This window comes from Nonomuraea composti (assembly GCF_012034275.1).
GTDB classification, from domain to species: Bacteria; Actinomycetota; Actinomycetes; order Streptosporangiales; family Streptosporangiaceae; genus Nonomuraea; species Nonomuraea composti.
In genome coordinates, this window is the sequence record NZ_JAATEP010000021.1 from 81,556 (window position 1) to 105,685 (window position 24,130).

At 72.3% G+C, this 24,130-nt stretch carries 19 protein-coding genes; 12 read left to right on the top strand and 7 right to left on the bottom strand.

What is annotated here, in order from left to right:
- Positions 1 to 38: 38 nt before the first annotated feature.
- Together HCN51_RS27930 and HCN51_RS27935 are read left to right on the top strand one after the other, a co-directional pair.
- Positions 39 to 2,585 (top strand): bifunctional FO biosynthesis protein CofGH, encoded by a 2,547-nt coding sequence (locus HCN51_RS27930; RefSeq protein WP_168013169.1) that lies wholly within the window; start codon positions 39 to 41, stop codon positions 2,583 to 2,585.
- Positions 2,586 to 2,669: 84 nt separating this feature from the next.
- On the top strand, positions 2,670 to 4,418 hold the full coding sequence (locus HCN51_RS27935) for a substrate-binding and VWA domain-containing protein (RefSeq protein ID WP_346433823.1): 1,749 nt from the start codon (positions 2,670 to 2,672) through the stop codon (positions 4,416 to 4,418).
- 75 nt (positions 4,419 to 4,493) lie between these two features.
- Here the strand turns inward: HCN51_RS27935 and HCN51_RS27940 are convergent, their stop codons facing one another.
- From HCN51_RS27940 to cofD, 3 genes are all read right to left on the bottom strand, one after another.
- The gene (locus HCN51_RS27940) at positions 4,494 to 5,231 is read right to left on the bottom strand and encodes a lytic polysaccharide monooxygenase (RefSeq protein WP_168013171.1); all 738 of its coding nucleotides are present in this window, start codon (positions 5,229 to 5,231) and stop codon (positions 4,494 to 4,496) included.
- 80 nt (positions 5,232 to 5,311) lie between these two features.
- Positions 5,312 to 6,628, bottom strand: a complete 1,317-nt coding sequence (locus HCN51_RS27945) for a coenzyme F420-0:L-glutamate ligase (RefSeq protein ID WP_168013173.1) — start codon at positions 6,626 to 6,628, stop codon at positions 5,312 to 5,314.
- Positions 6,625 to 7,563, bottom strand: coding sequence for a 2-phospho-L-lactate transferase (gene cofD, locus HCN51_RS27950; protein WP_168013175.1), 939 nt, complete (start codon positions 7,561 to 7,563; stop codon positions 6,625 to 6,627). The genes HCN51_RS27945 and cofD overlap by 4 nt, the downstream gene beginning before the upstream one ends.
- Before the next feature lie 181 nt (positions 7,564 to 7,744).
- Here cofD and HCN51_RS58245 point away from each other — a divergent pair, with 181 nt between their 5' ends.
- The 5 genes from HCN51_RS58245 (at position 7,745) to HCN51_RS27980 (ending at position 16,601) form a co-directional block, all read left to right on the top strand.
- Positions 7,745 to 9,868 (top strand): hypothetical protein, encoded by a 2,124-nt coding sequence (locus HCN51_RS58245; RefSeq protein ID WP_206067963.1) that lies wholly within the window; start codon positions 7,745 to 7,747, stop codon positions 9,866 to 9,868.
- Positions 9,869 to 10,187: 319 nt separating this feature from the next.
- Complete coding sequence (locus HCN51_RS27960) at positions 10,188 to 10,448, top strand: WhiB family transcriptional regulator (RefSeq protein WP_020546325.1); 261 nt, start codon at positions 10,188 to 10,190, stop codon at positions 10,446 to 10,448.
- A 114-nt stretch (positions 10,449 to 10,562) separates the two neighbouring features.
- The gene (locus HCN51_RS59820; protein WP_240973316.1) at positions 10,563 to 13,763 is read left to right on the top strand and encodes a glycosyltransferase family 2 protein; all 3,201 of its coding nucleotides are present in this window, start codon (positions 10,563 to 10,565) and stop codon (positions 13,761 to 13,763) included.
- Positions 13,764 to 13,797: 34 nt separating this feature from the next.
- The gene (locus HCN51_RS27975; protein WP_168013177.1) at positions 13,798 to 15,105 is read left to right on the top strand and encodes a DUF5719 family protein; all 1,308 of its coding nucleotides are present in this window, start codon (positions 13,798 to 13,800) and stop codon (positions 15,103 to 15,105) included.
- Positions 15,106 to 15,377: 272 nt separating this feature from the next.
- Positions 15,378 to 16,601 (top strand): helix-turn-helix domain-containing protein, encoded by a 1,224-nt coding sequence (locus tag HCN51_RS27980; RefSeq protein ID WP_168013300.1) that lies wholly within the window; start codon positions 15,378 to 15,380, stop codon positions 16,599 to 16,601.
- A 219-nt stretch (positions 16,602 to 16,820) separates the two neighbouring features.
- Here the strand turns inward: HCN51_RS27980 and HCN51_RS27985 are convergent, their stop codons facing one another.
- The 4 genes from HCN51_RS27985 to HCN51_RS28000 all read right to left on the bottom strand — a co-directional run bounded on the left by HCN51_RS27985 (position 16,821) and on the right by HCN51_RS28000 (position 19,568).
- On the bottom strand, positions 16,821 to 17,444 hold the full coding sequence (locus HCN51_RS27985; protein ID WP_168013179.1) for a TetR family transcriptional regulator: 624 nt from the start codon (positions 17,442 to 17,444) through the stop codon (positions 16,821 to 16,823).
- Positions 17,445 to 17,507: 63 nt separating this feature from the next.
- Positions 17,508 to 18,440, bottom strand: coding sequence for a class I SAM-dependent methyltransferase (locus tag HCN51_RS27990; RefSeq protein WP_168013181.1), 933 nt, complete (start codon positions 18,438 to 18,440; stop codon positions 17,508 to 17,510).
- A gap of 304 nt (positions 18,441 to 18,744) precedes the next feature.
- Positions 18,745 to 19,128 (bottom strand): VOC family protein, encoded by a 384-nt coding sequence (locus tag HCN51_RS27995; protein WP_168013183.1) that lies wholly within the window; start codon positions 19,126 to 19,128, stop codon positions 18,745 to 18,747.
- Between the two features lie 80 nt (positions 19,129 to 19,208).
- The gene (locus HCN51_RS28000; RefSeq protein ID WP_080042877.1) at positions 19,209 to 19,568 is read right to left on the bottom strand and encodes a metallopeptidase family protein; all 360 of its coding nucleotides are present in this window, start codon (positions 19,566 to 19,568) and stop codon (positions 19,209 to 19,211) included.
- Positions 19,569 to 19,955: 387 nt separating this feature from the next.
- On the opposite strand from HCN51_RS28000, the gene HCN51_RS28005 reads away from it, so the two are divergent.
- From HCN51_RS28005 to HCN51_RS28025, 5 genes are read left to right on the top strand one after another with little or no spacing between them, the layout of a single operon-like run.
- A complete protein-coding gene (locus tag HCN51_RS28005) occupies positions 19,956 to 20,324 on the top strand; it encodes a DUF3499 domain-containing protein (protein WP_080042876.1) in 369 nt (122 codons plus the stop codon).
- Between the two features lie 44 nt (positions 20,325 to 20,368).
- Positions 20,369 to 21,718 (top strand): phosphomannomutase/phosphoglucomutase, encoded by a 1,350-nt coding sequence (locus HCN51_RS28010; protein ID WP_168013185.1) that lies wholly within the window; start codon positions 20,369 to 20,371, stop codon positions 21,716 to 21,718.
- Positions 21,715 to 21,882, top strand: coding sequence for a Trm112 family protein (locus HCN51_RS28015; protein ID WP_080042874.1), 168 nt, complete (start codon positions 21,715 to 21,717; stop codon positions 21,880 to 21,882). The genes HCN51_RS28010 and HCN51_RS28015 overlap by 4 nt, the downstream gene beginning before the upstream one ends.
- A 59-nt stretch (positions 21,883 to 21,941) precedes the next feature.
- Complete coding sequence (locus HCN51_RS28020) at positions 21,942 to 22,985, top strand: SIS domain-containing protein (protein ID WP_168013187.1); 1,044 nt, start codon at positions 21,942 to 21,944, stop codon at positions 22,983 to 22,985.
- A 51-nt stretch (positions 22,986 to 23,036) separates the two neighbouring features.
- On the top strand, positions 23,037 to 23,966 hold the full coding sequence (locus HCN51_RS28025; RefSeq protein ID WP_168013189.1) for a cation diffusion facilitator family transporter: 930 nt from the start codon (positions 23,037 to 23,039) through the stop codon (positions 23,964 to 23,966).
- The last annotated feature ends 164 nt before the right edge of the window (positions 23,967 to 24,130 follow it).

The window sequence follows — 24,130 nt, forward strand, 5'->3', positions numbered from 1 at the left end:
GTGCGTACGGTGAACTCAGCCCGTCGTACTGTGCCTCTATGAGTTCTGACTCCGCGCTCCGCCGCGCCCTCGCCCGTGCCAGGGACGGCAAGACGCTCGACGTGACCGAGGCGACCGTGCTCCTGCACGCCAGGGACGGGCACCTCGACACGCTCCTCGACCACGCCTCCCGCGTGCGCGACGCCGGTCTGCGGGCCGCCGGGCGCGAGGGGATCATCACCTACAGCAGGAAAGTGTTCATCCCGTTGACCCGGCTGTGCCGGGACCGGTGTGGTTATTGCACGTTCGCGACGGCGCCGCACAAGCTGCCCGCGCCGTTCCTGAGCCCCGACGAGGTGCTGGAGATCGCCCGGCAGGGGGCGGCCATGGGGTGCAAGGAGGCGCTGTTCACGCTGGGGGACCGGCCGGAGGATCGCTGGCACCAGGCCAGGGAGTGGCTGGACGCGCACGGCTATGACGACACGTTGTCCTACGTGCGGGCGATGGCGATCAGGGTGCTGGAGGAGACCGGGTTGCTGCCGCACCTCAACCCGGGGGTGCTGAGCTGGCGGGACTTCCAGCGGCTCAAGCCCGTCGCGCCGTCCATGGGGATGATGCTGGAGACGACGTCGCGGCGGCTGTTCGAGGAGAAGGGGCAGCCGCACTACGGCTCGCCGGACAAGGACCCGGCCGTGCGGCTGCGCGTGCTGGAGGACGCCGGCCGCACGAACGTGCCGTTCACCACGGGCATCCTCATCGGCATCGGCGAGACCGTCGAGGACCGCGCCGAGTCGATCTTCGCGATCCGCAAGGTGGCCAGGGAGTACGGCGGCATCCAGGAAGTCATCGTGCAGAACTTCCGCGCCAAGCCCGACACCGCCATGCGCGGCCTGCCGGACGCCGACCTCCAGGAGCTGGCCGCCACGATCGCGGTGGCCCGCCTGGTGCTCGGCCCCCGCGTCCGTCTCCAGGCGCCGCCCAACCTGGTGGACTCCGAGTACGAGCTGATGATCAGGGCCGGCATCGACGACTGGGGCGGCGTGTCGCCGCTCACCCCCGACCACGTCAACCCCGAGCGGCCGTGGCCGCAGATCGACGACCTGGCCGCCCGCACCGGCGAGGCCGGGTTCCGGCTCAGGGAGCGGCTGACGATCTACCCCGAGTACGTGCTGGCCGGGGAGCCCTGGCTCGACCCGCGCCTGATCGCGCACGTCTCCGCCCTGGCCGACCCGGAGACGGGCCTGGCCCGCGAGGACGCCGTGCTGGAGGGCCGGCCCTGGCAGGAGCCCGACGGCGGTTTCGCCGCGTCCGGGCGGGTGGACCTGCACGTCGAGGTCGACACCACGGGCCGCACGAACGACCGCCGCGACGACTTCGACCACGTCTACGGCGACTGGGACGCCCTGCGCGAGCGCCTGGGCACCGTCGCCGCCACCACCCCCAGCGACGTGCGACAGGCGCTCAGGCGGGCCGAGGCCGACCCGGCCGGCCTGACGGACGCCGAGGCCGTCGCCCTGCTCGGGGCCGAGGGGGAGGCGCTGGACGAGCTGGCCGCGATCGCCGACGCGCTGCGCAAGCAGGCCGTGGGCGACGACGTCACCTACGTGGTCAACCGGAACATCAACTTCACCAACGTCTGCTACACCGGCTGCCGCTTCTGCGCCTTCGCCCAGCGCAGGACGGACGCCGACGCGTACACGCTGAGCGTCGAGCAGGTCGCCGACCGGGCCGAGGAGGCGTGGGCGGCCGGCGCGACCGAGGTGTGCATGCAGGGCGGCATCCACCCCGACCTGCCCGGCACCGCCTACTTCGACATCGCCAGGGCGGTGAAGGCGCGCACGCCGGGCATGCACGTGCACGCGTTCTCCCCGATGGAGGTCATCAACGGCGCCTCCCGGACGAACCTGTCGATCCGCGACTGGCTGGAGGCCGCCAAGGAGGCGGGCGTGGACTCGCTGCCCGGCACGGCGGCCGAGATCCTCGACGACGACGTGCGCTGGGTGCTGACCAAGGGCAAGCTGCCGGCCAAGGAGTGGATCGAGGTGATCACCACGGCGCACCGGGTCGGCATCCCCACCACCTCGACCATGATGTACGGGCACGTGGACAACCACCTGCACTGGGTCAGGCACATCAAGCTGATCAGGGGGCTGCAGGAGGAGACCGGCGGCTTCTCCGAGTTCGTGCTGCTGCCGTTCGTGCACACCAGCGCCCCGATCTACCTGGCGGGCGTGGCCAGGCCGGGCCCGACCGCGCAGGAGAACCGCGCGGTGCACGCCCTGGCCCGGATCCTGCTGCACGGCGCCATCGGCAACATCCAGTGCTCGTGGGTCAAGCTCCAGGACGACCTGTGCCGCCAGGTGCTCCAGGGCGGGGTCAACGACCTCGGCGGCACGCTGATGGAGGAGACGATCAGCCGGATGGCCGGGTCGGAGAACGGCTCGTACAAGACGATCAGCGAGCTGCGCGCGATGGTCGAGGTCACCGGCAGGCCGGTCCGGCAGCGCACCACCGAGTACGGCGTGCCGTCGGAGGAGCGGCTGGCCGCCTCGGCGGCCAGTGACGGCGTCTGCCAGAGCGTCAGGAGGGTGCTGCCCCTCGCCTAGTTGTAACGTGTTCTAACAAGGGCTTGCGCTCGCCCTGTGAGGCGCTGGGAGAATCATCACTCCCCCGGGAGAGAGGTCTTCACCGTGCGGTTGGGTCGGCACCGCGCCGCGCTGTCCCCCGAGCAGCGCCGCAGGAAGGCGTTCCAGCGCGGCATGCTCGCAGGGCTCACGGCCGTGGCCATCGTCGCGGCCGGCCTCGTCGTGATCTTCGGTGGCGGCGGGGTGCTGTGCAGCACCCGCGAGCCCCTCCTGGTCGACGTCGCCGCCGCCGTGGACGTCGCCCCGGCCGTCATGCGGGCCGCCGACCGGTTCAACGGGACGAAGACGGCCGTGGGCGGCCGGTGCGTGCTGGTCCAGGTGACCGAGCAGCCGCCGGCCACGGTCTTACGGACGCTGATCGGCGACCGGGCCGGCGTGCTGGCCGAGCGGCCCGACGGCTGGATCGCCGACTCCTCCGCCTGGATCAGGCTGGCCCGCCAGCAGGGCGCCAGCTCGCTGCCGGCGGGGGAGAGCGTGGTGGCGACCTCGCCGCTGGTGTTCGCCACCCGGGCGTCGCTGGCGCAGCGCTTCTCCGTGGGGAAGACCGAGATGAACTGGCGGATGGTCTTCCCCTCGACCGTGCGCGGCCGGCTGACGCCCACCGCCGACGAGCCGGACGTCGTCCGCGTGCCGGACCCGTCCCTGGCCGGCGCGGGCATCGCCACCGTGGCCGCCGCCAGGGACGTCGTCGGCACCGGGCCCGACGCCGACAAGGCGCTGACCGCGTTCGTCCGCTGGGCGCAGGCAGGGTCGGCGCCCGACTACCGCAGCATGCTGGCGGCCGTGGACGACCACACGTTCTGGCAGCGTCCCGTCGTCATCGTGCCCGAGCAGTCGGTGTGGCAGCACAACCTGCGCCCCTCCGCCGACCCGGTCGTGGCCCTGCACCCGCGCGAGGGCACGATCAACCTCGACTACCCGTACGTCGTCACCGCCGCCGACCCCGACGTGGCCGAGGCGTCCACCGTCTTCGCCGACTGGCTGAAGGGCGCGCAGGCGCAGGAGATCGTCCGGCGGGCCGGCTTCCGCTCCGGCGACGGCACGCAGGGCCCGATCTCGCCCGGCCCGCAGCTTCCCTCCGCCGCTCCCAAGACCAGGTCGTCGGTCTCGCCGCAGGACATCGACGAGGCGCTGCGCGCGTGGAGCCGGCTCGCCCCGCCCACCAACATCCTCGTGCTGGCCGACACCTCCAAGCACATGGCCGAGCCGCTCAACGGCAGCACCCGCGTCAGCGTGGCCCTCGACGCGGCCAAGATCGGGCTGCGGCTCTTCCCCGACTCCACCCACATGGGGCTGTGGGAGTTCGCCGACAAGGTGGGCGGCATCAGGGGCTACCGGCAGCACGTCGGCCTCGGCCCCATCAACGAGCCCGAGACCGGGCAGGTCATCCGCCGCAGCCGCCTCGACCAGCTCACCACCACCATCACCGCCCACCCCGGACGCGACAGCTCGCTCTACGACGCGATACTCAGCGGCTTCCGCACCATGACCAGCGACTACCGGGAGGAGATGAACAACGCGCTCCTGGTGATCACGGCGGGGCGGGACGACGGCAGGGGCACGACCCTGACGCAGCTCCTCGACCGGCTGCGCCAGGAGTGGAACCCGGACCGGCCCGTACAGATCATCGTGATCGCGTTCGGCAAGGGCGTGGACCGGGCCGGCCTGTCCCGGATCACGGCCGCCACCAACGGCTCCCTGCACGAGGCCGAGGAGCCCGGGGAGATCATCGACGTGTTCCTCGCGGCCCTGGCCCGCCGCCTGTGCCACCCGACCTGCAAGCCGACGGCCTGACGGTCCGGGGTCGCGGCGGGCTGGTTCTCTTTGGGAGGGCCGGCCGCCGCGCGGTGCGGCGGCCGGTCCCCGGTGCTACCCGCGGGCCCAGAGGGCGGGCACGTTCGGCGGCTCCCAGCCCGCGAGGGCGGTGTGCGCCTGGAGGCACCGGTACGTGGCGCCGTTGTAGGTGACGGTGTTGCCCACGGCGTAGGCCGTGCCGGCCTTCCACGTGCCCGAGGGCGTGGTCGGCGTCGGGGTCGGGGTCGGCGTGGGGGTGGGCGTGACGGTCGGGGTGGGGGTCGGGGTCGGGTTGCCGCCACCGCCGCCGATGTTCAGGTCGACGCAGGAGTAGAACGCGTTCGTCGTGTCGGAGATGTTCCAGATGGCCAGGACCTTCTGGCGGCCCGAGTAGCCGGAGAAGTCGACCGTGTGCGAGATCGTCGCGGGCGGCTGCTGGCCGTGGCCGTCGAAGACCGCGACCCGCGTGTTGCCGATGTAGTACTCGTAGTTCAGCGTGGCGTGCCGGGCGGTGAACGTCCAGGTGAACGTCACCGACCTGCCCACGGAGGCGACGGGCCACGCCTTGTTGTCGTCGCTGAGCTGCGCGAACTGGCTGAGGTTGGCGTGACAGCTGCGCAGCCCCTTCGGGCCTTCGACGCTCTGCGGCTCGTAGATGATGTTGCCGCAGCCGGAGACCTTGCCCTGGGCGCAGTTGGCCTGGCGGGAGGGCGGGGTCAGGACGTACCCGTGGGCGAAGGCCGGGCTGGTGTTGAACACCGTGGTGGCGACCGCGATCACCACCACGGCGACTAACGTGAGGGTCCTTCTCATTGAAGTGGCTCCTTCACATGGGGGGATGGCCCCAATGTAAAGGAAAGTTTCCTAACGGTAAACGGCCGATTGACCGCCCGTCAGCGCGTCACGATGAAGTCCGCCGGGTCGCGCGGCGCCCGGTCGCGCGGCGGCGCGGCGGCGTGCCCCACGGCCACGCATCCCATCGGATCCCACGACTCCGGCAGGTCGAGAACCTCGCGCACGACCGGCCGGCAGAACATCGTGGACGACACCCACGCCGAGCCCAGCCCCTCCACCGCGAGCTGGATCAGGAAGTTCTCCACCCCGGCGCCGGTCGCCACGATGAACATCTCCCGCTCCGAGGCGTTGCGCCGATCGTCGCGGTAGGTGTGGGAGCCCTCCATCACCAGGCACGGCACCACCAGGTAAGGCGCGTTGCGCAGCACGTCGCCCCGCCTGACCCGCTTGGCGATCGACTGCTCCGAGAACCCGTCGCCGCGCAGGTCGGCGATCCACGCCTCCCGCATGGCGTCGAGCAGCTTCGTCCTGGTCTGCGCCGACTCCACCAGCACGAACCGCCACGGCGTCGTGTGGTGCGGCGCCGGCGCCGCGATGCCGGCCGCGACCGCCCGGCGCACCGCCTCGGGATCGACCGGCTGCTCGGAGAACTCCCTGATCGTCCGGCGGGCGAAGACGACGTCCCGCGACCCGAACCGGAACAGGTCGTGGTCGGCGGGGCGCACCAGCGGCCGGACGCCCGGCCCGTCGTCGTCGGTCACCAGGTGCGCCAGCCCGCGCACGATCGCCACCGGCACCCCCGCCAGCTTGCCCTTGACCAGCTCCGCCGCGCTCGCGATCTCGTCGGCCAGGGCCGTGACCGTGACATTCAGCTCGTTGCCGTAGGAGTCGGAGGCGCCGCGGTAGTCGTCGAGCGGCAGCACGCCGGCCGCGCCGATCGCCACGTCGGTCAGGCCGTTGCGCCACGGCCGCCCGAACGTGTCGGACACGATCACCCCGACCCGCCTGCCGAGCTTCGCCCTGATGGCACGCGCCGAGGCGTCGGAATCCTCCGGGAGGAGCAGCACGGTGCCCGGCTCGGTGTTGGAGGCGTCGACCCCGGCCGCCGCCATGACGAAGCCGTGCCTGGTCTGGGCGATCACGGTGTCGCCGCGCCTGGCGACCACGCGCTCGGTCTCCTCCTCGATCGCCGCCGTGCGGTCGGGCGCCCGGCGCACCCGGCCCTCGGCCTTGCTGACGATCTTGGACGTGATGACCACGATGTCGCCGTCACGCAGGTCGGCGCCGGACAGCAGCGCCGCGATGTCGTCGCCCTGCCGCACCTCGCCGAGGCCGGTCACGGGGATCACCTCGACCCTGGCCACCTCGCTCGCGGGACGGGCGCCGCCCCGGGCCGTGTCGTTCTGCTCGCTCATTTGCGCAGCTCCTGGGCCAGGTCGAGGGCGGTGCGGGCGATGTCGGCGGCGGCCTCGGCGTCGTGCATGAGGATCGGGCGGGCCAGCACGCGCACGCCGTCGAGCGCCACCCCGGAGTCCTCCTCCGCGACCAGCCAGCCGTCGATCAGCTCGGACCCGTACAGCTCCAGCACCGCCTGCGCGGTCGTCTCCACCCCGATCGCCGTCAGGCACGCGTCGGCCATGCCCCGCACCGGCGCGCCGCCGATGATCGGGGAGACGCCCACCACGGTCTTGGGCAGCAGCGCCTCGCGGATGCCCGGCACCTGGAGGATCGTGCCGATGCTCACCACCGGGTTGGACGGCGGCAGGATCACCACGTCGGCCTGCTCGATGGCCTCCAGCACGCCGGGGGCCGGCTTGGCGGTGTCGACCCCCACCAGGGCGAACGACTGGGCGGGCACGGAGGCGCGCAGGCGTACCCACCACTCCTGGAAGTGGATCGCGCGCTTGCCGCGCTCGTCCTCGATCACGACGTGGGTCTCGCAGCGGTCGTCGCTCATCGGCAGCAGTCGCACGCCCGGCTGCCAGCGCGCGCAGAGCGCCTGCGTGATCTGCGAGAGCGGGTAGCCGGCCTCCAGCATCTGCGAGCGGACGATGTGGGTGGCGAAGTCGCGGTCGCCGAGCCCGAACCACTGCGGCTCGACGCCGTACGCCGCCAGCTCCTCCTTGACGACGTGGGTCTCCTTGGCCCGGCCCCAGCCCTGCTCCTCGTCGATGCCGTTGCCCAGCGTGTACATCACGGTGTCGAGGTCGGGGCAGACCCGCAGGCCGTAGAGGGTGATGTCGTCACCTGTGTTGCCGATGACGGTGATCGAGGCGTCGGGCACGGCGGCGCGCAGGCCCCGGAGGAAGCGGGCGCCGCCGATGCCGCCGGCGAGAGACACGATGTGCATGCGGCCCAGTCTTCCATCGGGCTCTGACAAGCCCGTCGCGGGACCGGTTTTCCACCTTTTGTCAGCGGTGTCCTGGCAGGTATGGGGCGATTTGCTGAGAAAGAGGTTCGTGGGACTCCCGGCGGGTGAGTCAGTGATGTGGCAAACTCCCTTCGGGCTAAAGGGTCTGATGGGGGTAGTTGTGAGCAAATTTGACGTCGCCCGGCTCAAGGAGCCGGCCGCCTGGATCATGCTCGTCGCCGGGTTGCTGAACGTCGTGCTGGCGATCGGGCACATCCTGATCGGCTCGTCCGGCACCTCGTCCTTCACCGAGCGCGCCGTCTCGAACTTCTCCAGCCTGACCAACCCCGTCGTGACGGCCCTGCTGCTCGGCGCCGTGCTGCTGGTCACCAAGGTCGGCGCGCCGTCGCCCAAGGCCAAGCCCATCACGTACGGCGCCGCGGTCGGGCTGCTGCTCGCCGCCGTGTTCGGCATGCTGGCGCTCCTGGCCGGGCTGTTCGCCGGCGGCGGCGCCCGCGCCACCGTCGAGTACGTGCTGCTCGGCGTGCCCACGCTCGCCCTGACCGCCGTCGCGCTGGTCTACCTGCTGCCGCAGGTGCTGCCCGAACGGCCGGCCGCGCAGGTGTACCACGGCCAGTTCGGGCCCCAGCCCGGGTTCTTCGACCAGCAGCAGTACAACGCCCAGAACCCCCAGGGGCAGCCCCAGCCCGGCTACGGCCAGCCCCAGCCCGGTTTCGGCGGCGCCCAGGACCCGCAGGCCGCCCCCGCCTACGGTCAGCAGCCGCAGCCCGGTTTCGGCGGGCAGCAGGAGCCGGCCGCGTACGGCCAGCAGCCCGACAACGGCCAGCAGCCTGGTCACGGTCAGCAGCCCAGTAATGGCCAGCAGCCCAGTAGCGGCCGGCAGGCCGCCTCCGGTCAGCAGGACCCGCAGGCGGCGCCCGGCTACGCGCCGCAGCCCCCGTCCGGCCAGCAGCCCCAGCCCCAGCCGGGCCAGCAGCCCCAGTCCGGCTACGGCCCTCAGCCGATGTCCGGCCAGCAGCCCGGCTACGGCCAGCAGCCCCCTTCCACCCCGGCCTACGGCCAGCAGCCCCCCTCCACCCCTGGTTACGGCCAGCAGCCGCCCTCCACCCCCGGCTACGGCCAGCAGCCCAGCTTCGGCGGGCAGCCGGAGCAGGCCCCCGAGCCCCAGGCCGCGGCCCCCTACTCGCCGCAGCCGCAGATCAGGGGTGCGCTGCCCGCCGCCCCCTCCGACCAGCAGCAGCCCGAGCCCTACAACGCGGACGGCTTCGGCCAGTACGTGCCCGCCGACACGGCGCCCTCCACCCCGGTGCCGCCGCCCGTGCAGGAGTACAGCACCCCGCCGCCCGTGCAGGAGTACAGCACCCCGCCGGCCGGCGAGTACACCCCGGCCCCGTACGTCCCCGCCGACAGCCAGCCGAACCTCTACGGCCAGGCCAGCCCGAACCCGTACGCGCCCCCCGCGAACGACCCCTTCCCCACGCCGGTGGAGCACCAGCCGAGCCCGTACGCGGCGGCCGGCCAGGCGTACCCGTCGGGCGACACGACGCCGAACGTCCAGTACCCGCCGCAGGCCGAGCAGCCCCAGCAGCCCCAGCCCCAGCAGTTCGGGCAGCAGCAGCCGTACTTCGGCCAGAGCGCGTTCGACCAGCAGCAGGGCGGCTTCGACCAGCCCCAGGCCCCGTACGACCAGCCCCAGGCCCCGTACGAGCAGCCGCAGGCGCCGTTCGAGCAGCAGCCGGCACAAGGTGGCCAGCCGTTCACGGGCTACTCGGGCCACGAGTTCGCCACGCCGCCCGCCTACCAGGAGCCCGACCCGCCGGTGGACCCGCGCTCGCAGCAGCTCCTGGACGCCTACCAGCAGGCGGAGACGTACCAGTCGAGCGTCGGCACCCAGCCGGAGCTGCGCGTTCCCGACTACGGCAGTCAGCAGGGCAGGCCGTACGACGACCCGTTCGGCCACCCGCAGCAGCCTCAGCACGCGGCACCCCCGCACCAGGGCCCCTCGCATGCCGCACCTGCGCACGGCGCGCCCCCGCACGCCGGGCCGCAGCACGCGGGCCCGCAGCACGGCGGGTACGAGCCCCAGCAGGGCCAGTACCAGCCCACCCACCAGGCCCCGCAGGCGCCCCAGCAGCAGGGCTGGCCGGACCCGCAGGGCGGCGAGTCGACGATGCGGATCGACCCGGCCACGTTCGGCGGCGGCTACGGCACCGACCAGCGCCGCCCCGGCGACGACCCGATCGACCCGACCGCCATATACACCCCCAATGAGCCACGCAGGTAACGGACCGGCAATGAACGGCTAGAGAGAAGGTGGGCCACGGGCGGGCGTCTTTCCCGCCCTGGTACGGTTCCGACCGCTGACAGCGTTGAACGAGCCTGGCCGATGCCCTGCCCGTAAGGCGTCGGCCCGGGTGCGAACATCACATGCCGAGCACACCGGGGCGAGATCTGGTCTTTCCCCGGATAGCTGCATGCCGCTTGACGCCACGTGCAGCACACGCGTGTAATTACAACCATGTTGTTACGCCTTCCCGTGGGTGGGTAATAAGGAAGGCGTCCATGGGGGGCTCCATTGCGGGCGGGCGGCAGGGAGGTGTGCAGTGACCGATCCGGTCATCGCACAGGATCAGCTTGACGCTGAAGAACTCGGCTGGCAGGAGCGTGCCTTGTGCGCGCAGACTGATCCGGAGGCGTTCTTCCCGGAGAAGGGCGGCTCCACCCGAGAGGCCAAGAAGGTCTGCCGATCGTGCGAGGTCCGTGCCGAGTGCCTGGAATACGCACTTGAGCACGATGAGCGGTTCGGCATCTGGGGTGGGCTGTCCGAGCGGGAGCGCAGACGGATCAAGCGCCAGGCGGTTTAGTGATAAGGGGGGAAGGGGTCACGCGGAGCGCCGTGTGACCCTTTTCGCATCTCCTGAACGGCTTGCGCATGTATGGTGGGGCCGCCTGATCTTCCCCCCAGGAGTCACCCAGCCATGTCCCGTCCCTACGTCACCGCGATCGTCGTCGCCCACGACGGCGCGCGCTGGCTCGGGGAGACCCTGCGTGCGCTGATCCACCAGAGCCGCAGGCCGGACCGTGTGGCGGGCGTCGACAACGGCAGCAGGGACGGCTCGGCCGAACTGCTCGGACAGACGCTCGGCCCCGGCAACCTGATCTCCCTGCCGCGCTCCCACAGCTTCGGCGAGTCGGTCGCCAAGGCGCTCGACCGGATGCCGCCCTCCGGGCCCGACGAGTGGATCTGGCTGCTCCACGACGACTGCGCCCCCGACCGGCGCGCGCTGGAGATGCTGCTGGACGCGGCCGAGCAGGACCCCAAGGCCGCCGTGCTCGGCCCCAAGCTGCTCGACTGGATCGACCGCAGGCGGCTGCTGGAGATCGGCGTCACCGTCGGACGCACGGGGCGCAGGGACACGGGGCTGGAGCCGCGCGAGTTCGACCAGGGGCAGCACGACGGGACGCGGGAGGTCCTGTCGGTGTCCACGGCCGGGATGCTGATCAGGCGGGACGTGTGGGAGCAGGTGGGCGGGCTCGACCCGTTCCTGCCGCTGTTCCGCGACGACCTCGACCTGTGCTGGCGGGTGCGCAACGCCGGCCACAAGGTCCTGAACGTGACCTCTGCCGTGGCCTGGCACGCCGAGGCGGCGGCCCGCAGGCGGCGGCGCATCACGGTCAGCGGGGACCATCCGCGCCGCCTCGACCGGCGCAACGCGATCTTCGTGGTGATGGCGAACCTGCCGTTCAGGGCGATGGTCTGGGCGCTGCTGCGGAACGTGCTCGGCTCGTTCTTCCGTACGTTGCTGTTCATCGTCAGCAAGCAGCCCGCGAACGCGCTGGACGAGGTCGTGGCCATGGCGTCGGTGCTGGCGCACCCGTTCAGGCTGCTGCGGGCGCGGCGGGCCCGCAGCCACGGCCGCAAGAAGGGATATATCCGCATAAAGCGGCTTATGACCCCTCGGGGTGCGGCCTACCGGCGGCTCACCGACATGGTGCAGAGCTTCCTCGCGGGCGAGGCCCCCGTCGACGCCGCCGGCCAGCACCACCACGTCTCCCACGCCTCCCACGCCGACGACCAGGACGCCGCCCCGCCCACCGACACCGGCGCGTTCCAGAGCTTCATCGGCCGGCCCGGCGTCATCCTCATGCTCGCGCTGACCGTCGTCTCGATGGTCGCCGAGCGGTCACTGCTCGGCGGCGAACGGCTCGGCGGCGGCGCACTCGTGCCCGTGAGCGGCGGCGCCGCCGACCTGTGGGCGTTCTACCTCGAAGGCTTCCACGACGTCGGCCTCGGCTTCACCGCCCCCACGCCGCCCTACGTCGCCGTGCTCGCCGCGCTCTCCACCCTCGCCCTCGGCAAGACGTGGCTGGCCGTGTCCGTGCTGCTGCTCGGCTCCGTGCCGCTGGCCGGCGCCACCGCCTACCTCGCCACCCGGCACCTCATCCCGTCCGTGCCCGCCCGCGCCTGGGCCGCCGGCACGTACGCGCTGCTGCCCGTCGCCACCGGCGCCATCTCCGGCGGGCGGCTCGGAACGGCCGTGGTGTTCGTGCTCCTGCCCGTCTACGCCTGGCTCCTCGGCATCGTCCTGCTCACCCCCGACCGGCGGCGAGCCCGGCGGGCCGCGTGGGCCCTGGGGTTGTGGCTGGCTGTCGGGATGGCGTTCGTGCCCCTGGTGTATCCGCTGGTCGCGGGGGTGGGGCTGCTGGGGGCGGTGGGGCTCGGCCGGCTCCTCACGAACGGGCGCGACCCCGACACCCACGACGATCCCGACACCCACGACCGCCTGGCCGCCACCGCCGCCCCAGCCCCCGCCTTCACCCCCGGCTCCGCCACCGCCTTCGCCTCGGGGACCGCCGCTGCCTTCACGGCTGCCACCGCGCCGGGTATCGTCCCCGCCCTCGGCACGGCCACCGCCTTTACAGCCACTCCTGGCGCCGCCCCAGCCACCGCCTTTGAGGCCGCCGGTGGTGTGAGTGCCGGCACGGGCAGGCACGGCCGGGCCGGTGATCGTCCTGAACGTGCGGCAGGCAGACGCGGCCGGACCGGCGACGGCCATGAGCGGGCGGGCGGCAGGCGCGGCCGGGGCCGTGCCGGCCATCCAGGCGTCCGGGCGAGCAACCGCGAGGCCCTGGTCTCCATCCTGATCGCCCTCGCCGTACCCCCCGCCCTCCTGCTCCCCTGGACGGCCACCCTCGTGACGGACCCCGGCAGGTTCCTCCTGGAGGCCGGCCTGCACGACCCGTCCCTCGTGAACCCGTCCCTCCCGCCGGAAAGCCTGCTGGCCCTCAGCCCGGGCGGCCCGGGGCTGCCGCCGTTCTGGGTGACGGCGGGCCTGGTGGCGGCGGCGCTGGCCGCGCTGCTCATGCGCCGGCAACGCCTGATCGTCGCGATCGGCTGGGGCGTGGCCCTGTACGGGATGCTGGCGGCCGTCCTGGTCAGCCGGGTCACGGTCGAGGGGGCGAAGGTGTGGCCGGGGGTGCCCTTGGCGTTCGCGGGGACGGGGCTGGTGGTGCTGGTCGGCCTGACCGCCCACCGGCTCACCGAGTTGCGTGCCGGGGGCGGGCTGCGGCGGCTGGGCGCGACGGTGATGGTGGCGGTGGCGTTCAGCACGCCGCTGCTGGCGGCCGGCTACTGGGTGGTCAACGGTGTGCGGGGGCCGCTCGTGGGCGATGCGCGGGACGTCATGCCGGCGCTCGCCGCCGCCCGTACGACGCAGGGGGAACGCACGCTGGTGATCAAGGGATCGGGCTTCACCGTCCTGCACGGGCGCACCCCGCTGGTCGGCGAGGCGGAGCTGCCCGTGGCGTCCGAGGCCCGCGAGCGCGTCACCGCGGCCGTGCAGGGCCTGGTCGGCGGGCGCGGCGGGGACGCGGCCACGCTGGCCGCGCAGGGCATCGCGATGGTCGCCGTCGCGCCCCCGGTCTCGCCCGAGCTGGCCAGGACGCTCGACTCCCAGCCCTCACTCGAACGCATGAGCCTGTCGGACACGGGCGGCGGCCTGTGGCGCCTGGCCGAGCAGGTCACTCGCGTCCCGGCCCAGCCGGTGAGCGTCCTGCACCAGGTGTGGTTGTGGGTGCAGGGCGCGTTGCTGCTGGTGGTCGCCCTGCTCGCCGCGCCGGGCCGCCGCCAGCCTCCCGAGCCGGCCGAGTCGCCCGGCGTCGCGCCGGCGGGTGCGTGATGCGGGCGCCGAGCAGGGGAGGGGCGGGTTCGGAATGAAGAGGTTCGTGGACAACCGGTTCGGCCTGCTGGTGCTGGTCGTCGTGTCCCTGGCGGCCATGTACGGCATCGCGTACGCCACCGAACCGGCCGTCACCCCGGCCCAGCCGCCGGGCCCGCGCAAGGTCCCCGTCGAATCGGTCACCGCCGTGTGCCCGGGGACGAAGGGGGAGCAGGTCAACGTGTACCTGCCGGGCACCCTCAACGGCGAGGCCATGGAGAACGGCAAGCCGTACGTGACCAAGGGCCCCGGCGGGCTGGAGGCCGGCTACCTCACGCGCGTCACCGCCGGCGCCGGGCGCGGCCTGGCCGGGGTCCGCTGCACCGAGCCCGCCCCCGAGACGTGGCTGGTCGGCCCCGGCCCCGCCAACGCCGACGTCCGCCTCCACCTCACCAACGCCGACAAGGCTCCCGCGCTGGCGGACGTGCAGGTGTACGCGGCGGAGGGCAGGATCTCCAGCGACGCCGGCCTCGGCCTGGAGCTCGCGCCGGGCGAGCACCGGGAGATCGACCTCAAGACCCTCGCCCCGTCGGCCGACATCATGGCCGTCAGCGTCACCACCACGTTCGGCCGCGTCGCCGTCGCCGCCAGGGCCACCCTGGAGACGGGCGGCGTGGACTGGCTCCCCGCCGCCGCCCCGCCCGCCACCCGCGTCGTCGTCCCCGGCGTCCCCGGAGGCGGCGGCCTGCGCCGGCTCCTCGTGGCGACCCCCGGCGAGGCGGACACCGTCGTCCAGATCAAGGCCGTCAGCAAGGACGCCGAGTACGCGATGAAGGGCAGGGAGACCCTGGACGTGCCGGCGGGCAGCGTGACCGCCTTGGACATCACCACCGGCGTGGCCGGCTCCGCCGCCGCCCTCGTCCTCACCTCACAGACCCCGATCGTCGCCGGCCTGATCGCCACCGGCACCGGCGACCGCCCGGACGTCGCCTTCACCGCCGGCACCCCGTCCCTGGCCTTGGGCAGCGCCGTGGCCCGCAACACGACCGGCTCCCACCTCCTCCTCACCGCCCTCGGCACCCAGCCCGGCAAGGTCCGCGTCCAGGTGGTGCCCGGCAAGGGCCCGGCGAGCCCCCCGTACGACGTGGACATCCCGGCCGGCCGCACGAAGGCGGTGCCACTGAAGGCGAGGGGCGACTTCGCGGTGGTGGTCACCCCGGTATCGGGGGAGGTCTACGGCGGCAGATTGGTGGAGGAACGCCGGCGAACAGGCGTCCTCCTGACGATGCAACCTCTGGCCCCAGCCCGCCTGTTCACCCTCCTCCCACCCATGACCGACACCTACAACGTGGTCGTCCCCTGAACCCCGGCGGCTCCCGGGGGCAACCGGGGGCTCCGGCGGGGCTCCCGGGGGAACTGCAAGGTCCTCCCACTGAGCCGCGCTACGCGCGAAGGGGCTCGGGCAGCGCCCTGTGGGGGCAAGCCCCCACACCCCCGGCGAGAGGCTTGCCAGCCCCTCGCGCTCCCCGGACGCAACCCCGTCACCGGAACAGCCCCAGCAAGAAGGAACCAGCCGACGTAAGCTGATGCTTACCGAGGCGCCCGGGAGGTGCTTGCCCTGTGACTGATGACCCGATGCCGCCGCCCCCCACGGTCGGCCAGCGGATACGAATGCTCCGTCTCCGGCGAGGCATGAGCCAGGAGGTCCTGGCCGGGCTCGTCGGCAAGTCGGTGTCCTGGATGAAGGGCGTCGAATCGGGCCGGCTCCAGTCGCAGCCCCGGCTGTCGATCCTCCTGCTGCTGGCCGAAGCCCTTCAGGTCAGGGATCTTTCGGAGCTCACGGGTTCCCGCTCCGTCCCTGTGCGCATGTTCGGCGGCCCCGGTCATGCCGCGCTCGCCTCCGTCCGCGACGCGATCAACGCCACCCCGCTCGCCGTCGGCATCCCGCAGGGAACCGTTCAGCCGTTGAGCGTCCTGCGGGGGCGGCTCGACGCGGCATGGCGTACCCGTCACACGTCCCCGGACCACCGCACCGCTCTCGCGCGGCTCCTGCCCGACCTGCTGCGGGACGCTCAGCTCGCGGTGCACCTGCGTCAGGGCGACGAGAGGCGGCGCGCCAACGCGTTGCTGGCGCAGACCTACGGCCTCACTCAGATGTACGTCGCCTACCAGCCCGCGCAGGAGCTGGTGTGGAGGGTGGCAGACCGCGCGTTGACGGCCGCCCAGGAGTCGGGCGATCCGCTGGCGTTGTCGTGCGCGGTGTGGTTCCTCGTCCAGGCACACCGGGAGAGCGGCGACTACACCGCTGCTCGCAGCATCAACGAGCAGGCGATGGCCGCCCTGGAGCCGCACCTGAGCGAGGGAGGCGTGGATCTGCTGGCGATGTGGGGTGCGCTCACGTTCGAGCTGGGGTTCACGGCGGCCCGGGCGGGTGACGCGGGTGAGGCTTGGATGCACTGGGACGAGGCCGGCCGCGTCGCCGACCGGCTCCCAGGTGACTGCTACCAGCCGTGGACGTCGTTCTCACGGGTGATCATGAAAGCGCATGCGGTGACCGTGGCGGTCGAGCTGCGCCAGGGCGGGGAGTCGGCCCGGCAGGCGGGCAACGCCGAAAGCGTGCCCATCCCGTCGCGGCCCAGGCGAGGCCGTCACCTCATCGAGGTGGCCCGTGCTCATCACCTGCGTCGTGATCACCCGGCTGTGCTGGGCGCGCTGCAACTGGCGCAACAAGCCGCGCCGGAAACGGTCATGTACAACGGCTTCGCCAGGCGGATGGCTCTGGAGCTGGTGGAATCGGGGCCGTCCCATCTGCGTGTGCAGGCGCGGGATCTGGCGGATGAGATCGGGCTGACCGTCTGACCGAACAAGGGACACAGTTTGTGTCCGTCTCATCACTCACGGCGCCCTAGGTTCTCCGGTGGCGAGCGTGGCGAAACAGCGTGGCGCATCCACCTGCGCCACGATGCCACGCCGCATGCGGGCGGCCCGGTGCCGTCTCCCCGCCGTCCGCTCGGGCGCGGGCCGGATTCCTGCCGTTCCGGCCCGCGCCTCTTCATGCGAGTGCGACCGACCTCGGGGTCAGGTCCGCGACAAGCCGATCCCTTCCAGAACGGTATCGGCCAGGTCGTCGACGAACTCGTCCGTGAAGTCCTGGTGGGCGGAGGCGTTGTGCAGGAGACCCGTGAGGATCGTCTCGTGGCAGACGCCGACGATCATCGCCGTGGCCGCCTCGATCCGGGCGTCCGGGGCGAGGCGGCCCAGCTCGGCCTCCGCCCGCAAGTAGGCGTGGAGCAGGTCGCGCCAGTCCTCGCCGGGCTCGCTCAGCTCGGCGAACGCCGTGAGGACCCGGGGCTGGGCGATCAGGCCGGCGAACGCGGGCAGGACCGCGCGGTGGAACGCCAGGCCGTACGCGATGTGGGCGCGCAGGTTGTCGCGGACGGTGCCATGGCCGGGGACCGGGAGGTCGCCCATGTCGCGGACCACCGTGCGGAGGTGGGTGCGCAGGGCGAGGGCCAGGAGTTCTTCCTTGTCGGCGAAGTGGTTGTAGAGCACCCCGTCGGCGACGTCCGCCTCGCGGGCGATGGCGCGGACGGTCAGGCCGGCGGTGCCGCGCTCGGCGATCAGGCGGGCGGCCGTGGTGACCAGGTGTTCCCGCAGGCTGAGGTCGGTCCCGCGGAGTGCCGGGGCTTTTCTGGGTGACACCAGGACACCGTATCTGGAGGGAGAGGGCGGGCGCGGGCCCCCGAGGCGATGGCCGCCTCCGTCTCAAAGGCGGTCGGCGCGTACCAGCCAGGCGGTGCTGCGCAGGTGGACGGCGGAGCCGGTCTCGAAGGGGCGGAAGGCGGCCTCCAGGGCCGCGCGGGCCGGGGCCGGGTCGGCGCCGGCGAGGTTGTGGCGGACGGGGCCCCAGTCGCTGAAGAACGCGGCCGCGGCGGAGGCGTTCTCGCCCCAGTTCGCCATGGCCTCGACGTGGGTGACCGTGATGTTCCGGAAGCCTGCCCGGGTGAGGACACCGCGGATGTGGTCGGGGTCGGAGAGGGAGAGGGGGCCGGAGCGATCCGGGGCGGGCGACGGCTGGTCGGGGGTGGGTGACGGCTCGTCCGGGGTGGGTGACGACTGGTCAGGGGCGGGTGACGGTCGGTCCGGGGCGGGGTTCGGGGTAGTGGACGGCTGCCAGCCCGGCAGGTGCGGCGCGAGGGACGCCATGACCGTGCCCAGGTCCGTCCCGCGCAGGTCCTTCATCGTCACGAACGCGAGCCGCCCGCCGGGCCGCAGTGCCCGCGCGACGTTGGTGAAGGCGGCGACCGGGTCGTTGAAGAACATCACCGCGAACCTGCTGACGGCCGCGTCGAACGAGCCCGGCGGGAACGGGTGGACCTGGACGTCGCCGCGTTCGAAGGTGATGTTGTGCAGGCCCTCGGCGGTGGCGGTCGAGCGGGCCCTGGCCAGCATCGGCTCCGACAGGTCCACCCCTACGGCGTGCCGGGCGGCGCGGGCGGCGAGCCTGGTGAGCTGGCCGTTGCCGCAGCCGATGTCGAGGACGCGGTCGTGGTCGTGGTCGCCGAGCTGCGCCGCGTCGAGCACGGGCTGGTTGAACCCGCTGTTCACGGCGTCGTAGCGGTCGTGGTGGGCCGCCCAGTGCTCGCCCTCGTAGCCGTTCCACGCCTGCGCCTGCGCGGTGTTGACGATCGTCTCCATGAAGCTTCCCCTCCGTGAACATGTGTTCATGAACATACGTTCATAGTGAGGGCGCAGTCGGGCCCGCGTCAACCAGGAGGGGTGGTGGTAACAGAAAGTAGCTGATCGTCACCTTGTGTGAGAGGAGGGTGGTGGCGGAGGGTGGGAGTCCGTGTATCGATCGAGGAGGTTCCCGTGCAGACCACCTACCCCCGCAGGATCGCCGCCGCCGTGGTCGTCCCGCCGGAAGTGCCGCTTGTGGGGTGTCTCACGTTCTGACCGGACAAGAGCGAGCGGCCGGAATCCCCGGCCGCTCGCCCGATGGCTATTCGACGATCTCCAGCCCGTTGCCGTCCGGGTCGCGCAGGCTGAACATCGGCGGCACGCCCGGCCAGTTCAGCAGCTCGCCCACCACCACCCCGCGCTCCGCCAGCTCCTTGTGCAGCGCCGCCGCGTCCGCCACCGTGAGCCGAACGCCCGTCTCGACGCCGGCCTTCGCCTCCGCGCCGGCCGGGACGAGGGCGATCGTCGTCGCGGCCCCGGCCGGCGCCACCTCGATCCACCGCCCGCCGAGCTGCTCGACCGGCGCGTCCACGCGCTTGTCCAGGCCCAGGACGTCCACGTAGAAGGCGACCGCGCGATCCTGGTCGGTGACCGGGACGCCGATGGTCCTGATGGCGGTGATGGCTGTGGTTACTCGCTCGCCCATGTCGGGCCTCCTGTCGTCGTTCGTTCGATGAGGTGGACCCGCGCGGGTTCAGGAACTCATCGCGAACGGACGGAGGACGGTCAGCGGCGGTCGTCGTAGCCGGGGTCGACCGTCTCCGGGGCCAGGCCCAGGAGGGTGGCCACCTGCTCCACCACCGTGTCGTGGACCATCGCCCCCAGCATGTCCCTGTCGCGGGCCCTGGCCTCCAGGGGCCGGCGGTACACCACGATCGAGGCCGGGCTCTGGCCGGTGGCGGCGTCGGCGCGGCCGAACGGGATGGGATCGGAGTTGAGGCGCGGCCCGTCGCCCAGCTCGCTCAGCGGCGGGACGTCCTCCACCGCGAACTCCACCGCGGAAAGCTGCCTCTCCCAGCGCGGCCTGAGGCGGTCGACGGCGTCGAGCACCAGGTCGTCGAAGCGCTCGCTGCGGGACTTGGCCATGGGGACGTGGGAGGGGGCGAGCGGGCCGCGAAGACCGCGGCCGTGGCGATCGCGCCGTCGGGGACCGCGCTTGTGAGTCACGTGTGCAAGTGTACGGGGCCGCGTCCCGGATCCTCGGGACCGTCCGGGCCCGCGCCCGCAGATCTCGTGCGTGACCGAAACTCGCCTGGCCGGATCTCCGGGGCGGTGCGGGGAAGATGGCGGCGGCCGGGAGGATTGGGCAGGTCACGAGGTGGGGAAGCCGGGGAGGGCGGTTGCGGGGCGAGCGGAGGAGGGTTCGGGGCATGTGGGTGGAAACGCTGCGACAGGTGTCCGAATTGTGGCGACACGCTCGTTAAGAGCGCTCAGGTAGTGGCGCCTCGCACTCTTACCAGATACGGTCCCTCCGTGAGCCCCGTCCGCCGCTGTTCCCGCACCGCCTGCAGCCAGCCTGCCGTCTTCACGCTCACGTACGTATACGCCGACTCGACCGCTGTTCTCGGCCCTCTGGCGACGTACGCCGAGCCACACTGTTATGACCTGTGCGCCGAACACGCCGAGCGGCTGACCGCCCCCCGTGGCTGGGAGGTGGTGCGGCTGCCGACGGACGGCGCCTCGCCCAGCTCCGATGATCTCGAAGCGCTGGCCAACGCCGTCAGGGAGGCCGCGCGTCCCACGTCGTCCGGCGGAGGTGAGCCGGTCGGTCAGGGCGTGGAGGTGAGCCGGCGCGGGCACCTGCGTGTTCTGAGATCGGCCCAGCAGCACCGCGACCGGTAGGCTCGTCTCGTACGGCGGAAACGACCTAGGGGCGGAGCTGGAGAGTGGGCGACCTCGCCAAGATCTTCAAAGCGTACGACGTTCGCGGGGTGGTGCCCGACGAGCTGGACGAGCCGACCGCCGAGGCCGTGGGGGCGGCGTTCGTCGAGGTGACCGGGGCCGGGTCGGTGGTGGTCGCGCACGACATGCGCGAGTCGTCCCCGCTGCTGGCCGACGCGTTCATCAGGGGCGCCCGCTCGCGCCGCGCCGACGTGGTGCACGCCGGGCTGGGCTCGACCGACCTGCTCTACTACGCCAGCGGCAGCCTGGGGCTGCCCGGGGTGATGTTCACCGCGAGCCACAATCCCGCCCGCTACAACGGCATGAAGATGTGCCGGTCGGGCGCGGTGCCGATCGGCGGCGACACGGGGCTGACGGAGATCCGCGACCGGGCGGCGCAGCTCGTCGGGGTGACGGCCACGCCGTCCGGCTCGCTGATCGAGAAAGACCTGCTCAAGGGCTATGCCGACCACCTGCGTAGCCTGGTCGACCTGCGTGGCATCCGGCCGCTGAAGGTGGTCGTCGACGCCGGCAACGGCATGGGCGGCCACACGGTGCCCGCCGTGTTCGAGGGGCTGCCGATCGAGCTGACCCCGCTCTACTTCGAGCTCGACGGCACCTTCCCCAACCACGAGGCCAACCCCCTGGAGCCGCAGAACCTCGTCGACCTCCAGCGTGCCGTCGTCGAGCAAGGCGCCGACATCGGGCTCGCCTTCGACGGCGACGCCGACCGCTGCTGGGTGATCGACGAGCGGGGTGAGTCGGTCTCGCCGTCGGCGATCACGGCCCTGGTGGCGACGCGCGAGCTGGCCAAATACCCCGGCTCCACGATCATCCACAACCTCATCACGTCGCTCGGCGTGCCGGAGATCGTGCGCGAGCACGGCGGCGTGCCGGTGCGCACCCGGGTGGGTCACTCCTTCATCAAGGCCGAGATGGCCAGGTCGGGCGCGGTGTTCGGGGGCGAGCACTCGGCCCACTACTACTTCAGGGACTTCTGGTTCGCCGACTCCGGGCTGCTGGCCGCCATGCACGTGCTGGCCGCGCTGGGCGAGCAGGAGCGCCCGCTGTCGCAGGTCGTGGGCGCCTACTCGCGTTACCACGCCTCCGGCGAGATCAACAGCCAGGTGTCCGACCAGGCGGAGGCGCTGCGGCGGGTGCGGGAGGCGTTCGAGGGGCGCGGCGAGCCCGACGAACTCGACGGGCTGACCGTGCGCGGCGACGGCTGGTGGTTCAACCTGCGGCCCTCCAACACCGAGCCGCTGCTCAGGCTGAACGCCGAGGCGGCCGACGAGAGCAAGATGACGGCGATCAGGGACGAAGTCCTCGCCATTGTGGGAAAGGTGTCAGAGTGAAGATCGACGACTGGCTGCTGGAGATCCTCGCCTGCCCGGCGTGCAAGGCCCCGCTGCGGGCCGAGAACGAGGCCGAGGAGCTCGTCTGCACCGGCTGCGGGCTGATCTACCCGGTCCGGGATGACATTCCCGTCCTGCTCGTCGATGAGGCCAGGAAGCCGTGACCTGGGAGCCGGAGCGGCTTGACGACCAGCGTCACCTCAGTGAGGGCGATCCTGGCGGCATGCTCCCGGCCGTCGCGGCCTCCGCGGCGCACGTACGCACCGGCTACCGCAACGCGGTCGAGGCCCGCGTCGACCGCCTGGCCGACCACGGGCGCCCGCGTGCCATCGTGGTCGCCGGCATGGGCGGCTCCGGCGTCGCCGGCGACATCCTGGCAGCGGTCGTCGGCAACGGCGCGCCGCTGCCGATCGTGACCGTGCGCTCCTACCAGCTGCCCGGCTGGGTGGGGGCCACCGACCTGGTCATCGCCGTGTCCGGCTCGGGCGACACCGAGGAGACGCTGGCCGTCGCCACCCAGGCGGTGCGGCGCGGCTGCACGCTGCTCGGCGTCGGCGCCCCCGATTCGCCGCTGGAGGCCATCGCCACCCAGGCGTCGGCCGTCTACGTGCCGGTGCCGGTCTCCGGCCCGTCCAGGGCCAACCTGTGGCTGCTGAGCGTCCCCCCGATCGTGGCGGCGGCGGCGCTGCGGCTGGTGCAGGTCGACGCCGACCTCTTCGAACGGGTGGCCGCCGCGCTGGAGGACATGGCGCACCGGTGCCGGCCGACGAGCGAGTCGTTCATCAACCCCGGCAAGTCGCTGGCGATGGACCTCGCCGAGAGCGTGCCGATGATCTGGGGGTCGTCGCCCGCGGCGGCCGTGGCGGCGTACCGGCTGGCCTGCCAGCTCAGTGCGAACGCGAAGTATCCCGCCCTCCACGGCGAGCTGCCCGATGTCGGCCACCACCAGGTGGCCGCCCTCGACGGCCCCCTGGCCGAGCGTGACATCTTCGCCGACACCTCCGGGCGCACGCTCAAGCTCGTCGTGCTGCGCGACGTCGAGGAGCACCCTCAGGTGACGCGGCGGCGCGAGGCGTCGCTGCGCGCGGCGCGCGAGCGCGACGTGCCCGTCACCGAGCTGACGGCCGAGGGGGAGCATCCGCTGGAGCGGATGGCCGGCCTCATCGGGCTCGGCGACTATGCGAGTACGTATCTCGCGCTCGGTTATGACATCGACCCGACCCCTGTGTCAGCGATCACTGAGGTAAAGGCAAGAATTTCCCAATAGGATCCACTTTCAGGCCTTTGAGTACGTGATCTTTATGACTGGAGCAGACCGGTGAGCGCGAGCGGCGGAACCAAAGCGATCATTGCGGCCTTGGCTGCGAACCTGTCCATTGCCGTGGCCAAATTCGTGGCAGCGTTCTTCACCGGCTCCTCCTCGATGCTGGCCGAAGGCATCCACTCGGTCGCCGACTCGGGCAACCAGGTGTTGCTGCTGATCGGCGGCAAGCGGGCCGCCCGGGCCAGCACCAAGGAACACCCGTTCGGCTACGGGCGCGAGCGTTACTTCTACGCCTTCGTGGTGGCCGTGGTGCTGTTCACGATCGGCGCCGCGTTCTCGATCTACGAGGGCGTGCACAAGATCCAGGAAGGGCACCCCGTCGAAGAGCCCATCTGGGCCTTCGCGGTGCTGATCTTCGCGATCATCGCCGAGGCGTTCTCCTTCCGTACGGCGATCAAGGAATCCAACCACGTCCGCGGCAAGCAGTCGTGGGTGTCGTTCGTGCGCCGCTCCAAGTCGCCCGAGCTGCCCGTCATCCTCCTGGAAGACCTCGGCGCCCTGCTCGGCCTGATCTTCGCGCTGTTCGGCGTCACGATGGCCGTGATCACCGGCGACGGCGTCTGGGACGGCATCGGCACTCTCATGATCGGCGTGCTGCTGGCCGTGATCGCCATCGTGCTGGCCGTCGAGATGAAGTCCCTGCTCGTCGGCGAAGGCGCCTCGCCCGAGATCGAGACCCAGATCCGCGCCGCCCTCGAAGGGGCGCCCGAGGTGGCCCGCATCATCCACATGCGCACGCTGCACCTCGGGCCCGAGGAGCTGCTGGTGGCCGCCAAGATCGCCGTCGAGCACAACGACACGGCGGCCGAGGTGGCCCACGGCATCGACGAGGCCGAGCGGCGCATCCGCGAGGCGGTGCCGATCGCGCGCGTCATCTACCTGGAGCCGGACCTGGACCGGCTCAAGAGCACCTCCGCATCCTGACCGTACGGGCGGCCGCCCCGTCGCCGAGGTGACCCGGGCGCGGTGGCCGGGGTCCCTTTGGGGGAAGTGGGTGGCGGTGCCCGCCACCCACGGGCCTGTCGCGTTCGCTCACGGGACCGCCCGCGGGCTGGGGCAAGGGCGCTCGCAGGTTCGCGGGACCGCCT